At 47.3% G+C, this 14,613-nt stretch carries 13 protein-coding genes; 1 reads left to right on the top strand and 12 read right to left on the bottom strand.

What is annotated here, in order from left to right:
- Window positions 1–2: 2 nt before the first annotated feature.
- Window positions 3–1,058, bottom strand: a complete 1,056-nt coding sequence (locus tag J0A65_RS11270) for an HAD family hydrolase (protein WP_206594281.1) — start codon at window positions 1,056–1,058, stop codon at window positions 3–5.
- A 135-nt stretch (window positions 1,059–1,193) separates the two neighbouring features.
- Complete coding sequence (locus tag J0A65_RS11265) at window positions 1,194–2,027, bottom strand: glycosyltransferase (RefSeq protein ID WP_206594280.1); 834 nt, start codon at window positions 2,025–2,027, stop codon at window positions 1,194–1,196.
- 148 nt (window positions 2,028–2,175) lie between these two features.
- On the opposite strand from J0A65_RS11265, the gene J0A65_RS11260 reads away from it, so the two are divergent.
- On the top strand, window positions 2,176–2,976 hold the full coding sequence (locus J0A65_RS11260) for a sulfotransferase family protein (protein WP_206594279.1): 801 nt from the start codon (window positions 2,176–2,178) through the stop codon (window positions 2,974–2,976).
- Here J0A65_RS11260 and J0A65_RS11255 read toward each other — a convergent pair.
- From J0A65_RS11255 to gspG, 10 genes are all read right to left on the bottom strand, one after another.
- The gene (locus J0A65_RS11255; RefSeq protein ID WP_206594278.1) at window positions 2,960–5,674 is read right to left on the bottom strand and encodes a hypothetical protein; all 2,715 of its coding nucleotides are present in this window, start codon (window positions 5,672–5,674) and stop codon (window positions 2,960–2,962) included. The two genes, J0A65_RS11260 and J0A65_RS11255, sit on opposite strands and share 17 nt — an antisense overlap.
- Before the next feature lies 1 nt (window position 5,675).
- Window positions 5,676–6,518, bottom strand: a complete 843-nt coding sequence (locus J0A65_RS11250; RefSeq protein WP_206594277.1) for a sulfotransferase domain-containing protein — start codon at window positions 6,516–6,518, stop codon at window positions 5,676–5,678.
- A gap of 39 nt (window positions 6,519–6,557) precedes the next feature.
- A complete protein-coding gene (locus tag J0A65_RS11245) occupies window positions 6,558–8,534 on the bottom strand; it encodes a hypothetical protein (protein ID WP_206594276.1) in 1,977 nt (658 codons plus the stop codon).
- Window positions 8,535–8,635: 101 nt separating this feature from the next.
- Complete coding sequence (locus J0A65_RS11240; RefSeq protein WP_206594275.1) at window positions 8,636–10,015, bottom strand: hypothetical protein; 1,380 nt, start codon at window positions 10,013–10,015, stop codon at window positions 8,636–8,638.
- A gap of 78 nt (window positions 10,016–10,093) precedes the next feature.
- Window positions 10,094–11,428, bottom strand: a complete 1,335-nt coding sequence (locus tag J0A65_RS11235) for a hypothetical protein (RefSeq protein WP_206594274.1) — start codon at window positions 11,426–11,428, stop codon at window positions 10,094–10,096.
- A gap of 395 nt (window positions 11,429–11,823) precedes the next feature.
- Window positions 11,824–12,762, bottom strand: a complete 939-nt coding sequence (locus J0A65_RS11230) for a hypothetical protein (RefSeq protein WP_206594273.1) — start codon at window positions 12,760–12,762, stop codon at window positions 11,824–11,826.
- 1 nt (window position 12,763) lies between these two features.
- A complete protein-coding gene (locus tag J0A65_RS11225; RefSeq protein WP_206594272.1) occupies window positions 12,764–13,408 on the bottom strand; it encodes a PulJ/GspJ family protein in 645 nt (214 codons plus the stop codon).
- Window positions 13,409–13,837, bottom strand: a complete 429-nt coding sequence (locus tag J0A65_RS11220; RefSeq protein WP_206594271.1) for a PulJ/GspJ family protein — start codon at window positions 13,835–13,837, stop codon at window positions 13,409–13,411.
- Entirely contained in the window at window positions 13,821–14,219 is a 399-nt protein-coding gene (locus tag J0A65_RS11215; protein ID WP_206594270.1) for a prepilin-type N-terminal cleavage/methylation domain-containing protein, read from the bottom strand. The genes J0A65_RS11220 and J0A65_RS11215 overlap by 17 nt, the downstream gene beginning before the upstream one ends.
- On the bottom strand, window positions 14,188–14,607 hold the full coding sequence (gene gspG, locus J0A65_RS11210; RefSeq protein WP_206594269.1) for a type II secretion system major pseudopilin GspG: 420 nt from the start codon (window positions 14,605–14,607) through the stop codon (window positions 14,188–14,190). The genes J0A65_RS11215 and gspG overlap by 32 nt, the downstream gene beginning before the upstream one ends.
- Between the last annotated feature and the right edge of the window lie 6 nt (window positions 14,608–14,613).

Raw genomic sequence — 14,613 nt, 5'->3', positions numbered from 1 at the left:
GGTCATACCCCAAATAACTGCAAAGGGTTCACATTGCCATTTCCAGAAATAACGTCATCCACATCAAACAATGGACAAACAGCCCTTGGCAGAAGGTTGCGCTTCGTTACGTATTGCTGATACATGCACTCTATTTCTTCTGTGCTAAATCGAATCCGATGCCTGAAAAAATGCTCTATCGCCTGCTGCCCTCCAGCAAATACAACGTGAAGATCCTGAAAATGACTTTGAGTACGCGTCTGACGGCCATAAAAGAAATGGAACTTAGGTTCAGTAAGCTCAGACATTCTACCTATTTCCACAAACTGCCCATTAGGTGCGGTGAGCAATGACTCAAGAAACAACGATCTATCTAACATTAGATAGCCGTGTCCCATACGTACGCCGGTTTTAAACACACTAGAGATACTCGCCTGGAAGCCCTCAATATCATGAAGCCCATCTTCGGTGGTAATAAAATAGAGGCCCTGGCTTTCACATTGCAGTAAGCGCGTCAGCATCTTTTGAATGGTACCGCTATAGCCCACATCAATCATCAAGGGAGTGTCAGTGGTGCCAATTCCGAGACTTTGTAAATAATCAAGGTAGGCATTTCTGCTCTCCTGAACCATAGATTTTAAGGCTGGCAGGTGCTGACTCAATACCAGCTCAAGGTCACCACCTTGCGCAGGAAGTTCATAATTAACCGCAAGCTCTTCTTCGGTAAACAATGAAGCTAGTTGTGAGAGCGTAAATCCAAATCGGCCAACCAACAGGTCTGCCAGTGTTCCTTTATACTTGTGGTAAAGGCTCCATTGCCATGTATAGGGGTCGGCTATGCTGATACGAAACAAAAAGGTACGAGACACGTTGAGATATGCGGCAGGGTAAGAAGACATCAGCCCTTTTGAGACTAAGTGCTGATAAACCTGTTCCAAAAAATACCCTTCACGCGCCAGAAAGACTAATTTCCGGGGCGACTCAGACTGACAAAGCTGTTCTAAAGCATGCAGATATTCGCTACAGATAGGGCCCAGAAAGTTAAATCCGAAATCACGTAAAGCAACGGTTCTGTTCATGGTTGTCACTGTAGTAAAAAACACGTTTAGTTCTGTTAAATCACCACATCGGCGGCGAAAATGAGCGCGAATACTAACATATGGCACAGAAGATATTCATCTGTTTTACCGGTTAGATAGCCCGTAAGCTTCTACCTACCATAGGGAAGGTATTTGCTGAAATACTTTTTGAACAGCACGCTGTTCAGCCCTCAGGCTATAACTTTGTGCAATGCGTTTGCCCATCCATCTGCGTAATCTACCTGACACACCCCGATAACTTGCTAATGCCCCCTGCACAGCATAAATACAGGCCGCCGTATCACGTTCACAAACAGTCACATTGGCAAACGAAGAGGAATACTCTCGACTGGCCACACAATCAGGCACAATTGCCCAATCAGACAAGGCCATCGCCTCAATGCCCGGCAAGTAAAACCCTTCCGTTTTATTGGGTAATGTGAGAGTCACTATGCTTTGTGCCATTGACTGATGAACAACATGTCGTTCAACGGGTTTGTCATGCAAAATCACAGACAAGCCTAGCTTTATGGCATCGTTTTTAACACGTCCCCCCAACTCAGGATTCTTCGTCGCGAGGATATACAGCTGCGTCGACTTAGGATAAGTCAGCAGGGGGATTTTGTGTCCCATACGAATTGTCAGGCAAGGGCCGTTAGCATAAGGAAGAATAGCTTGTCTTACCGCCTCTGAGACACATAGCCGTATAGCGCGATGAGATAAAAATTTGAATAACGGATGCTGTTTATCACCATGGCGGACATGCTGGATAAGATTAATCTTTGGCTGCGCATCATTAGCGAATGGCAGGTAGTCATCCCAGTCCATACCGGCAAGAAACACGATATCAGCCAGATCCGGACGATAGCTCTGCTCGTACTCAACATTGTCAATATCTTCAAACAGTCCCGTCTGAATCGCTGAGCGATTTTCCAGCCACAAACGCAAGGACAGAGAATCCTGCGTCAAAAGGTGCCCAATATAATCTCTGACTTTCTGGTGCCCTCCCGTATACCCTAAATAGCGTCGATGAAAAGAAACTGTTTTACGCGGCATCTTCAAGCAGGTTCCTATTGAGGTGACAATTTGAGTCTGACGGGCTATGGTATCCGCCTTTTTGCAAGACACCAAACAACGCGTGAAATTGGTTAATTTACATATCATTGGCGTTCAAAAAGCAGGCACAACAGCACTCGCCAGCTTTTTGCAACAGCACCCAGCCGTTTTCCTGGTGAGAGGAAAAGAAGCACATATATTTGATCATCCGGATTATGCGACCCACGCCAACCCACTCGACTTCGCGCGCAGTCAATACCAACGACGTACCCAAGGCTATGGCGGACAACCCATTATTTGTGATGCCACCCCCATCACGATTTATGATCCCAGCTTTCTGCAAAATTGTTATCAATACAATCCTGATGCGAAGTTCATTCTGATGCTGCGAGACCCAGTCGAGCGCGCCGTGTCGCACTACAAAATGTCAAAACGCACGGGCAAGGAAACCCGCCGTATGTTAAGTGCTTTTTTGCTCGAACCATTGCGTCTTCATCTGGCCAGACGTAAAAAAGACTGGTCATTTAACTCACCGCTTCGCACTCAATCTTACCTGGACAGAGGACGTTATGGCCGACAGTTACAGGCAATGTTCAATATTATACCCGCCTCACAAATTCTGATAATGAGCCAGGAAGAACTGCAGAATGAGCATGACCAAAGCCTAACCAAGATTTTTCGCTTTTTGGATATTCATCGCCATTTCATTCCATCAGAAACCGTCTTTGCTGCCCCGTTCACCAAGCGTACTCTTGGCGAGCGCCTCGCCAGGCTGTACGCCCGAATGTATTTTGCACTCGCGGGAGAATCCCCAAAGACCTGGCTGCAGGTATTAAACAAAGCCTCTACAACAGATGAATAGACTGGGTTTTGTAGCCAACATGCTCTAACACACTGGGCAACAATTTATAAAAGTCTTCATTTAGCGCTAGCGCCTTATCAAGTTCCAGCCTAGCCAGGGCAGTTGGTGCATACCAGAACATGCGTTCGGTCGGGACGACAACCAAGTCAGAAGGCATAGGCAGCCCCAAACTCACGCATTTTTGCTGATACGAGGTAAACCAAGCATTTTGGCGTAACTCTGCCGCATCCTCTGGAAGATAAGGTGGAACCAGCAATGCGGCCTGTGCATGTTGACCAAATAAGCGTAATGCCTTTTGTACGGTTTCGTCGGTTCCCAGCAAACCATACCACTGACCTAAAAGCCGATTGCATATTTGCCCACTGGGCGCATTAGTGTGTGTATGTAACTTTACGATGGCCGGATAATTTGCCTCATGTTGTAGACAAAATGCCAACCACTCCTGCGGCTCAGAAACCTCTGGGGATGCTGACCAAATATGCGTTTTACCTGGCCAGTCAGCACACAACCGTTCAATCTCAGTTTGATTATCCGACGTGGTGAGAATATACAGATCAAACAATGCCTGACGACAATCAACCAATGACAACAGTGCTTGGAGCCTGATTGGATCGCTGGTATCGATATAAAGCGCGATCCTTGGCAATGTCTCCGACGACTTGGCCAGATCATTCTGGGTAAAGGACACGTCTTCAACCTCCAATCCCAGATAGCTATTCAACAATGGTGTGGGCCAGAGTTTTTTCCATTGCCGGTAGATACTGCTGCGCAAGTGCGCCGTCGCCGCCACCGATAAGCCAAGGCTTGCTTCTTCAAGCCAGGCTTGGTTGTCTCTGAGTAAGAAACTAACTCGCAGATTATGTAAATCCAGCGTCAAGCCTTCGCTTTCATCCATTTGCGAAATTTTCACGATGTCTTCATAACTCTGCGCCTCGTAGCTCAGCATACTGATCATGTCGGCGTATAGGTTATCGGCTTTTTTCTCGCCCACGGCGGAATATTCATCTGACATCCACTTTTTAACCAAGGGGTGTTCAGGAGCCAGTTGTATAGCCCTCTCCCGATAAACATTAAAGCGGTCGATATCTCCCAGAGCACTGCAAACCTGGGCCAAACGCACTTGAATAGCCACCTGCTGCGGACTCAGAGAATTAGCTTCTTCATACACCTGAAAAGCCTTCACAAGTAACTTCTGCTGGTGATAAATGTCTCCAAGGCCAACCAAATAATCGACGTGATAGTGCAAACGCAATGCCTTAATGATGGCAAACTCCGCCAAGGTGTAAGCTCTCACTCTCAAGGCTAATTGAGATAATTGCTGATATTGCGCAGGCGTGGTCAGTGCTTTGTATAGCAATGTCGCTTCAATGGCCTTTCTTGCCGCAGGAATGGCCAACTTGGCCATTCTGGTAAGCAAGGTTTGCTCATCTATATCAGGCAAGGCGTCAATTAACGGCAAGGTACCTTGTTGCCGTTCATGCATGGGCCGCAGCGAGAAAGGAATCAACTGCGCCATGGATTGGTCATCCTGTTCAAACCAAGCGTCACATTCGTCTGCAAACAATGACCACTCTTTAATCCGCCAATGGCCGGCCTGCACATGCATCGCTCTTAACTTGGCCAGTTTGGTCAACGCATAGAAACCAGCCCGGTGAGTCACCTTCGCTAGCGACAAATACTGTTCTACTGAACCGAATGGTCTACCAAATGCGCTATTAAATACATCCTGCTCAAGCAAACGTTCGGGTATCCGGGGCAAAAAGCCCAACAGCTCAGCCCAATTTAATCCCTCTAGCTGGAATGCCGGCCTGGCCGCTTTGTCAGCCTTAGCTATTGCAGTTTCAGCTCGTCCAGTCGAGGTATGATTCGACGAAAGTGAACGCATCTCAGGTGCAGACACATCGGCAAGACTTTGCAGCCGTGCCCAGACGTGCTCCAATTGCTCACGAAGTTCCGCACTAATCAAGGCCAACGCGGCAGGATCCACCTTCGAGGTCATCAGCTCAGTTTTGAACTCGCTGGGCGTCAAACACTGAACTGGCAATGCCAGCTTGTCAGCCAGTGGCTGTGCATCAAACTGTCCCTTTGCAAAGCCCTCCTGTGCAATCAACACGCATTTGTCCTGATGTGCGGCATAAAAATCCAGCATGCGCTTATTGCTGGATAACCACATTTGGAAGGCCAGTTCAGGTTCTTGCCAAAAGCGGTAATTGAGTCGATTGGCAGCAATGGGTGCAACACTGTTGACTAAATGTCTGCTCGCACGATTGAGCAGCGATTGTCCTGCACTAGCCCAATGCCGGTAGATGAAAATGTATCGTATTGACTGTTGTCCAGCCACTTGCCAATCTTTAAGGAAGTAAAGGGCTCTTGGGTCTTTAACCCCTTGTATCCCGCCGCTCTGGTTGCGTGCCTGAATATAACGTTTCAGATAGTTTTGCAGCCAGTTTGGTTTGATCAATGGGCTGTCATCACAGTACTGCCAGTTTGTGCCATTAATCTCAAATAATTTGTCGTGTAATCTGACTGCTGGCATATCTTCTAAATGGCCGAGTGGATTACTGAAACTCGCGCCCATTAACTCATTGCCCATGTGCATGCCCCCTTTGGCAAGACACTGGGCAATCATGGAAGTACCACTGCGGTGAAACCCGCTGCACAGGTAGAAAGGTTGAGGAGCGTTTGTTGTATTTGACATATTACTCCCCGGCCCCAATGGCCGATGTCATCGCGCGCGCTATTTCTGCCTCACTATACAAACCAAACCGAGAGAGTTTTGTTATCTCAGTCAGATTACTCTGCAACTCATCAAGTAACGCTGGCGCAAATTGTCTGTTTTGATAATTCAAAGGAGAGCGGTTTAACGCCTGAAAACCCAGCGCTTCATCCAGTACAGTGCCAGCACTAGCAACCACATCCTCGTAGCGCACTATAGACAATTCATGTTCAATAAACTGCTGCATAAACCAGGTATAAATAATCAATTGGCGCTGAAAAACACTATCAGTGCGTAAAAGCGTATTTCGAAGAAAATCACTAAACCGTTCACCGGCGGGTACCCGTCCTCGATTCACTGGCAGGTCAACTGTCATCCAGGAGAGCAAAACATCTACAGGGTTTCTGACTATGGCAACAATAGGAAAACGCACTTCTAGCTGCGTCAGCAATGAGGTAAACAGTGCATTCTGTTTTACGATCAAGCGAAAATGCTGATTCTCTCTGGGTGGAATGGAAACAAGGCCCCTTTGAGCAACGACCTGCCTTTTTCCATCTTTCGTAGATAGGCCCACAGGATTATCAATGGAGAGGCCGGCTTTGTCGCCATTCTCAAATGGGCGCCCTGCAGCAATGTCCTCACGTAACTGCAGGATAATGCTTTCAATTTCCATCCCTGCCCTGCCTGCACTCACGCCGCCAGCAAGTCTTGATGGGTTGATGGGTTCGTGTAATGCAACCGCATCATCACGCTGATTCAACAGGTTACAGCATAAAGTGGTGCCCGATCTTGGGATACCGGTAATAAGGGTTATGTTTTCAATCACGGTGTTTATTCAGTTACAACAGGGATGCACTTTAGCGAATTATCGCGCATAGCCTGAATTAGCCACATAAGAAGCAAGATGATCTGAGCAAAACTCACATAGCTTACTAAGTATCTCAAAAGTCGCTTCCGGAATTCTATTGGAACTAGTTTGCTGTTGTTTAATACAAACATCCAGGTCTTGCCAGTATTGCTGATTAGCATCCAAGAGCTGACTCATGAGATATTCCACTTCCGCATTTAGAATCTCGGTGTTTTGAAAATTGTGCTCGACATCAACAGATTTGAGCACCTCGGCAATCACTCGAGGCAAGGCATTGATCTGCGATTTTCCAGGAATAACAAGCTTGCTCAAGTATACATCAGAACCTTCACGCACAAGAATTGCAGGGTAATGCTCGGGAATGTCTCTCAGATGTTCAGGTACAACATTACTGCCAGCTTGTTTTACTTGATTGTGTACAACAAGGGTGAGTCCGGTTGTAGTGTTGAGCACCAAAGGTACGGTATAAATCCAAGAAACTGAAGCATCGAAAAAACCATACCTCAAGAGGGTGACGACAGGATCATCCAAATTGTACTGTACAAACAGTTCGTCACCTTCTGCACCGGGTTCATACTTGGTTTGAATGCATAGTCTGGACCTATCTAACAAGAAACCTGGCGCGCCCATTTTATGGTTAATCAACTCAATCATGGGGATAAATACCAGCTCTGTTGAGTGTTTAGGCTTTCCACCTGAATTCCGAATAAGGCCGCTATCCAATTGGAGTATTCTTGAGTTGAAGAAGCTGCTAATTAAGACCTGTTCATCAATGGCGTCAGCCGAGTCAGCATAACAAGCCTGATAATATTCGGCATCACAGCGTGCCTGCAGTAACTTGTCAAATACGGGCCGAATACCTGTCAGAGAGAACAAAGGATAGCTTTTTCGCCATGAAACCAGTTTGTTGCAGGCGTTATATAGCTCAACCAAACACTGCATAATCGGCTTTGCTGCCTCATTCAAGGGGTGCTTGCTGAGGGAGAAATTGAGGTTATATTCTGAAGACAAGTAGAAGCGATAGTCAGAGAGAACGGGCAAGCATTTGAGCGGAATGTCCATCCCTATCCCCCCAATCGCCTCTGATTGGCTCAGTTTGACACAGATGTCATCACCGTCCACCTCAAACACTAAGGCAGAATGGAACCTCGCGCCTAGTTGCAGCATTGTTCGACTTAGGGATGTCAGGGCCTTTATTGCGCCGGCATTGTTGCCTCTAATAATCGGAGGCTGTCCGTTGCCGATTTTTTCGGCTGTGGTTGCAGACGATGAACTTACACCCGTCGACTCTGCAGATAAGCCATGCACCAATAGCCGGAACCAGTCGCTTTGCTCAAAAGCGGGTTTGAGCTTTTCTAACAATTCTTCCATAGCGGTGTAAGCAGACAAGGCTTTATAGCAGGTGAACAACGAAATAACTTCATCTGGCTTGATGATATGTTGCTCATTCATCCGAATCTGTCGTGCAATAGTGTCCAGATGTTTGAGAGCGAGCGTAGATTCACCTTGCGATATGGCGGCTTGCGCCATTATCAGTAAAGAGGGTGTAGCGAACGCCGTAAACTTCACCAAGGATGGGCCAATCTGTTTGATGATCTCCCACTCTTGCAACTGATAAGCCAGTTGGAGCGCGACTAAACGCGGCTCGAGATATTGCCCCCCAGGGTCTTGCTTTACTAATTCACAAAGACATTGCAAGGCGTCTTTCTTGTCACCAGCCTTTTCTGATGCCTTCGCCATATTCCCAAGGCACGCTATTTTTTGTTCGGGCAGTGTGGCCAGTCGCAAGGCCTGTTGTGTTTTTATTCTGGATAAACGATATTGCCCTTCAAAAAATAAACATCCCGCTTCCATCTCCAGACTTTCATAACTGAGTTGTTGCGATTTTTGATTAAACTTTTTGAGAAGCGGAAGTGCCTTTTTATATTTCCCTTTGGCGATGAGCGCCCTCAGGTCATCCAACCTGTCATTCATTTCAGAACCTTAATATCGATAAAAGGGAACCCGCTCACCCGAAGTCAGGCCAACGCATTCCCCTTCTCTAACTCAATGTCGTTACCTTACTAAAAAGCCTTTTAGTTAGACAAGATTTGTAGAACATTAGTCATTGGTGGCTGCCCGCTGCGCACAGCAACAATCTGAACAGAAGCTGAAACATCTTCTGGTAAGGCATCCAACAGGATCCTGGCACTCACTCTGGTTGGCACGCCGGAGGCAATGCTAACTAAGTCGGTAGCATCCAGTTTCAGTGCACTTTTAGCTGGGATAACTCCCTGACTAAGTGACCCAGGTTCAAAATTTCCCTGAACAGCCTGTTCAGCGAAGAATTCAGTGATATACCTGACGTTATATCCGGTGTGATTCACCAAGGTGATACGTTGTCGGTATTCGCCAAATCCACTGATATAAGGTAAGTCAACTCTGGCGCCATCGTATCGCACCCGACCGAAATAAGCCGCATCAGCGCCCAATCCCAGGTTCAAGCGGTATTCAGATCGTACTATTCTTTCACGATTCTCACTCACATCCATGCATAATACGGGAAAGCTGATGAGATTATCTAAACTGACTTTCGCCTCCCGGGCACCGTCTTGCACACTCAACTCGTGACTTGCTCCGCCACAATTGTCAGCGGCATTTAAGTGCAGATTTCCAGCCGAGAAATCCCCTTGAAGCAAAGCACTGGGCGCTTTGCTATTCACGTTGCTCAGCAGATCACGAAAATCACTGATAATTGAGGAGTCACTAACCTTTCGAGCATTGGGCTGAATCAACAGATCCGCTCTGAACTTAGCCAATGAGGCCTTATCACCATCACTGTCTCCCAGCGAAAAGACCGCCGGAGAGCGAAAGGTAGAAGAAAATTTCACAAAATCCGTACCAAATCCAACCCTATGCTCAAATCCCTGGGCAAAGGCCTCGGATAAACCACTTTGCAAGTGTAGCAATTCGGCCTGAGCCCGATATAGGTACAGGCCCTTATTTACCGCGGAAGACGCACTGTCAAACAAGGTATAAACAAAGGTCAGCGGCTGCGCCGGACTATCAATCTGAATGCTGGTTAATGGCAAGACTAACGGCGTTTCAGGTCCCTTGGGCACGGCAGCGGAAACTTGCACTATAGCGAAATTATCGCCTACAGCGCCTCCAGCACTCAGCAATGAGGTGTAGTCTGCTGACGCGGCTAAACCCGCGGCTGGCAGTGCCGCGGCAAACTGGCCGTTAACTAGATCAATGCGAACATAACGCTGATCAGAGGATAAAGAAAAGCCGGCTGGAAACTTTACATTAAGCGTATCCCCGGCACTAGAAATCAGAATGTTTTCGGTTTGCTGGGCAGAGACAGTTTCCAGGGCATAAAACAAACTGGCAGATTTGCCCAGTTCAAAAGGCGCCGCAAAGGCATTCAGGGCACAGAGTATCGCCGATAGGGCCGCAGGTCGAATCACAGACATGACTTTCCTTCTTAAAACAAAACCTCACTCAAAAAAAAAGCCTTCGCTTAGCGAAGGCTTTTTACAACAAGCTGATGCTTAGTTGTGTACTACAGTGTCAGTACCACCAGTAGACAGGTTAACAGTCTGGCTGCTTACCATTACGTCTTCGTCTTCAGCTTCGATTTCGATGATAGCAGAAGTACGAGTCTTACCAGCGATATCTACCAGGTCAGTCACTTTCAGAGCTACCATTTCACCAGCAGGTACAGAACCGCTAGAAGCACCCAAAGCAGTAGCAACAACACCGTTTTCAGATGTGAAGGTCATGCTGTAAGTAGCTGGAACCACACCGTTGTTCACGATGTATACGCGCTGGTTGTAAGCAGAGAACGTAGTCACGTAAGGTACTTCAACAGTAGTAGTGTTGTATACGATCTTACCAACAGTGTTAGTCAACTTAGGCTTAGCAGACAGAGTTGCGCTGTAAGAACCTTTGTTCATAGTCTGCTTCTTAGTACCGTTGTCTACACACAGGTAAGAAACAGCGCCCAGGGCTACGTTAGCAGCAGTGGCAGCAGTCTTAGTACTGTTCAGGGTTACCGCAGTACCGGCGTTAGAACAGTCAGCGGCAGAGTCAGTAGTCCAAGTACCGAAGCTGAAGTCACCAGCAAAGGTGATATCCTGAGGCGTGGTGTACAGATCACCCACAACAACAGCTGCACCAGCAGGAGTCAAGAAAGTACCAGTTTTCAGCAGTTTAGATGCATCAACAGCACCAACAGCGATTTCGGTAACAGTCTTGCTTGAATCAGCTGGGTCAACAAACTTCAGGAACTTAGAACCAACAGTTGCAGTTACTTCGCCAGGTACAGTGAAAGTACCAGTGCTGGCAGAAGCAGTGCTAGTCATAGCTTCTGAACGAGTAGACAGAGCTGTACCGGCTGTTTGGTTAACAGCATTAGCAGCAGACTCATACAGAGCATAAGTTACAGTGTTAGTTGCTGTAGTAGAAATAGCATAATCTGCAGCCGACAAAGTAACTACAGTAGCCGCAGGCAATTCAACCGGTGTACCACCGTTATCACCAGTAATTTCAAAAATAACGAAAGATTCGCCATCACCACCTGATGAAACACCAGCATCAACGTTAACACCGGCCAAAGCTGGAACTGCAGCGAATTCACCTGCAGACAGGTCGATACGGACGTACTTAGACGTACCAGCTGCAACGGTAAAGCCCAAGTTGGTAACCACATCAAGAGCGGTACCATCTACAGGCAACAAGCCGTCAGCATTCAGATCAGTTGAGGTAAAAGTTTCAGTAGCGTAAGTCACCAGGTCCGCTGTTGTATCCGTCAGCGTAATAGCAGCTTGAGCGCTCATAGTGAAAGCTGAAGCAACAGCAACAGCTAGGATTTTCTTGTTTAACATTTAAAAACTCCTGCAAGAGTAACTATAGTTTTTTGTTAGTCGTGGCGATGTGCCAACAAGTCCTCGGTGACCACTCACCAGACTACCCCCAATAAGCTACAACACCAGATTGTAGTAATCAACTCTTTTAAAGTGTAGTTTTATCAGTATTAACACTAACTTACCGATTGAGCTGACGAGGTAAGTTTTAGCATGCCCCCACCGAAGGCGCAACTATAGTGTAAATTTGCCCGAACTACAATGGCACTGGCCTTTTGTTTACAGGCTTTTCAGCCACTTGCTTAATTTATCAGCAAATATAATTATCAATGCAACAAAGTGATAAATTCTGTAATAAATCTCATAGGTTATGCGGATTCATAAGTGCGGATAAATTGCATCAATTATCTGACTGATTAATAAATAGTCCGCCGCGTAAAAGGACGGTTATTTTTTTCACCAATTTCAACACTGATTTTTTGTGTGTTACCTTTTGCTGTCACGCTTAAAATATAGCGTTCACCACCCAGTGGCGAATAATATTCTTCGGGGATCAGGGCCAGTGCAGGTTCAATTAAATAACTGTCCTGATAGGTTATCAGCCAGCGACCTCGCGCTCTTGCTTCGGTTAACCTTTGTACTGAGCCAGGCCAGAGTTTTTGCCACAATGATATCGGGATGGCGTTGATATTCAGTCGCGGACTGCGACGCAAACTGCAATGTGCCAGGATCTGCGGATGATTTGTCACCAAAGCATCCCACATTGACACCTGCGCTAATTCTGAGCATTGCTGTAATAAAAAATTCATAGGTAACATCTTATCTTGCAGCAGATAAGTGGCCTTTTCCGCCCCAGCCGGGCGTTGCCAATCGTCACCGTCCGCGTAGTCTGCGAGTCTGTCGGCAAAATAGCTTTGTTCACTGAGACTGTAACCGGTATTTTTTAGCCAGAGTTTTAACCAATATTGGAAAGATGAATTAATAGGTAGCAGGCCATCCTCATTCTGAATAGAAAATTCTATGTCCTGCTCTTGGTATAAAAATCCGTCGGTACGAAGTTCGTCCCCGGCGATGGGCTGCAGATACAGACCGTCTTCATTGGTCTGAGCGGTCTTTGTAGCTATTCCCTGGCTTACCCCAGCCACAGTGCGACGCTGCGTTGACAGCAAATAGATAAGTTGATTGATTTTGGCGTACGCTTTGGCGTCGGCTGCCATTCTCGCTTTAGATGCTTCAGCAATCTGCAAACGACTATTGAGCAATACAGACGAAGCCCCCAACAAAGTCACCAATACAACAGACACAATCAACACTGCCAGCAATGCCGCTCCTTGTTGCCGGTCCCGAACCATCATCTCAGCCTCCAAACTCATAGATGCCAAAGGCCTGAAGTTCCGGAGGCATATCCGCAATTTGCGGACGACCGATTACGGCCATCGCCCAGACAATGTCCCCATTAACAATTCTAACCGCTCGTGGAAGCACTGCTGTATCAGGTAAGAATTCCGATTGCCAGCTATCTTCAACCAGATATTCAAAATGGGCAGACTGATCGAATCGTTGAATCTCTACGGCAAGTTGTGGGTTGTTTTGATTCAGCCACTGCAGATACCAGTAGTTATTGTCAGCCACTATCTGCCAGGACATGCCCTGGGGAATATGCGCACTGTCATCAGGTAGTGCAGAACTGACAAACTCAAATGAGTTTTTCAGTCCTTTGGCATTGGCGATGTAGGGATGGTAAAGCACAGCCCCGCGAATGCTCTGTTGAAACCAGACTACCGGTAAATCTGCACTGGATTGAACCAATATCTTTGCATCCATTTTCTCAAAATTGCGCCAGGTGGTGGCAAGTCCCTGGGCCAGCAAGGTTGTGGTCATCGCCAAAATGACCAACACAACCAGCATTTCTATCAAGGTAAATCCGCCCTGATTAACAGACCGCAGGGTAGGATATTGGCTGCGTAGCAACTTCAATCTGTCAAACATAACCCATTGCATTTATTGGTCCTGGGACATTAGGGGCTCGATATAATTGGGGTCACGCCACTGTTTAACCACTTGGGTAGAAAAGGTCGAGACGGCTCTGCCATCTTTTAGAACATCGGCCTGCACATCAAACAGGGCAACAATCCACGCGGGTTGCCGGCGGTGAATTTCCGTGGATGATTGCTTGGCAACAGACGCCTGCCAGTCCACTTGATAGTTACCGATCAGGTAACTTCCCGTGCGCGTTTGGCGCAAGTCCTCTAGTTCCAAATACTGGGTGAACTGGTTAAACAGATTTGGCAACGAAGTCGCATGCTGAATTCTGACAGTTGAGGTTGCAGCAGTGCCAAACCATCCCCATACCGCACTAAACACCAGAGACAATATGACCAATGCAACCAGTGCCTCGATGAGGGAAAACCCCTTAGGAGTTGATGTCACGTTGCTTCACTTCACAAAATGGAGGCAGCACATCAAAGTGATAGTCGCGCTGCCCTTGTGTCAGGGTAAAAGCCCCGCCACGACAATACCCATTGCTGTTTATTTCGATGGCAGGTTCAAATTGCAATGCCACATCATCGAGTCCAAGGTCTGTGGCACTGTTAATGCGGATAGTCTGGCCGCTGCGATTAGCCTCTAGAGGCAACAACATGAGTTTACCGGCGACCATCGCACGCTGAGCAGCAGCTTCGCGAGCCATCAACCAGGCTTCCATCCCCGGCGCCACAACAGCGACAATCAAGCCGAGCAGCACCAAGGTCACCAGCAACTCGATCATGGTAAAACCCAGGCTATTTCGCAGGGAAGTAACCAACTTCGGCATTAAGCTCTTCGCCTCCTTCAACACCATCAGCGCCGAGACTGTATAGGTAAAACCCCTGCTCAGCGGCGCTATCGAGTCGGTACTGGTAGGAATTGCCCCAAGGGTCCAATGGAATGTCATCGTCCAGATACGGACCGGCCCAGTAGCCTTTAGCATTGGCCGGGGCACTTCTCAGGTCCGCTAGTTTGGCTGGATAACTTCCAACATCCAAACGATACGTCTGCAACGCCATTTTCAGCATTTTCACCTGAGTCTCTGCTGTACGTACTTTAGAACTGTCTACCTTGCCAAAAAACTGCGGGCCAACCAGGCCTGCCAACAATCCGAGAATAACCAGCACCACCAGCAATTCAATCATGGTGAACCCACGCTGTTTATTTTGACTCATTTGTAC

It is taken from the genome of Bowmanella yangjiangensis (assembly GCF_017255015.1).
Taxonomy (GTDB): Bacteria; Pseudomonadota; Gammaproteobacteria; order Enterobacterales; family Alteromonadaceae; genus Bowmanella; species Bowmanella yangjiangensis.
This window is presented reverse-complemented; position numbering and strand designations above follow the sequence as displayed.

Excerpts from the sequence above, each read along its gene's own strand:
- J0A65_RS11270 (WP_206594281.1), bottom strand. The coding sequence starts at position 1,058 with ATGAACAGAACCGTTGCTTTACGTGATTTCGGATTTAACTTTCTGGGC.
- J0A65_RS11255 (WP_206594278.1), bottom strand. The coding sequence starts at position 5,674 with ATGTCAAATACAACAAACGCTCCTCAACCTTTCTACCTGTGCAGCGGG.
- J0A65_RS11245 (WP_206594276.1), bottom strand. The coding sequence starts at position 8,534 with ATGAATGACAGGTTGGATGACCTGAGGGCGCTCATCGCCAAAGGGAAA.
- J0A65_RS11240 (WP_206594275.1), bottom strand. The coding sequence starts at position 10,015 with ATGTCTGTGATTCGACCTGCGGCCCTATCGGCGATACTCTGTGCCCTG.
- J0A65_RS11235 (WP_206594274.1), bottom strand. The coding sequence starts at position 11,428 with ATGTTAAACAAGAAAATCCTAGCTGTTGCTGTTGCTTCAGCTTTCACT.
- J0A65_RS11230 (WP_206594273.1), bottom strand. The coding sequence starts at position 12,762 with ATGATGGTTCGGGACCGGCAACAAGGAGCGGCATTGCTGGCAGTGTTG.
- J0A65_RS11225 (WP_206594272.1), bottom strand. The coding sequence starts at position 13,408 with ATGCAATGGGTTATGTTTGACAGATTGAAGTTGCTACGCAGCCAATAT.
- J0A65_RS11215 (WP_206594270.1), bottom strand. The coding sequence starts at position 14,219 with ATGCCGAAGTTGGTTACTTCCCTGCGAAATAGCCTGGGTTTTACCATG.
- gspG (WP_206594269.1), bottom strand. The coding sequence starts at position 14,607 with ATGAGTCAAAATAAACAGCGTGGGTTCACCATGATTGAATTGCTGGTG.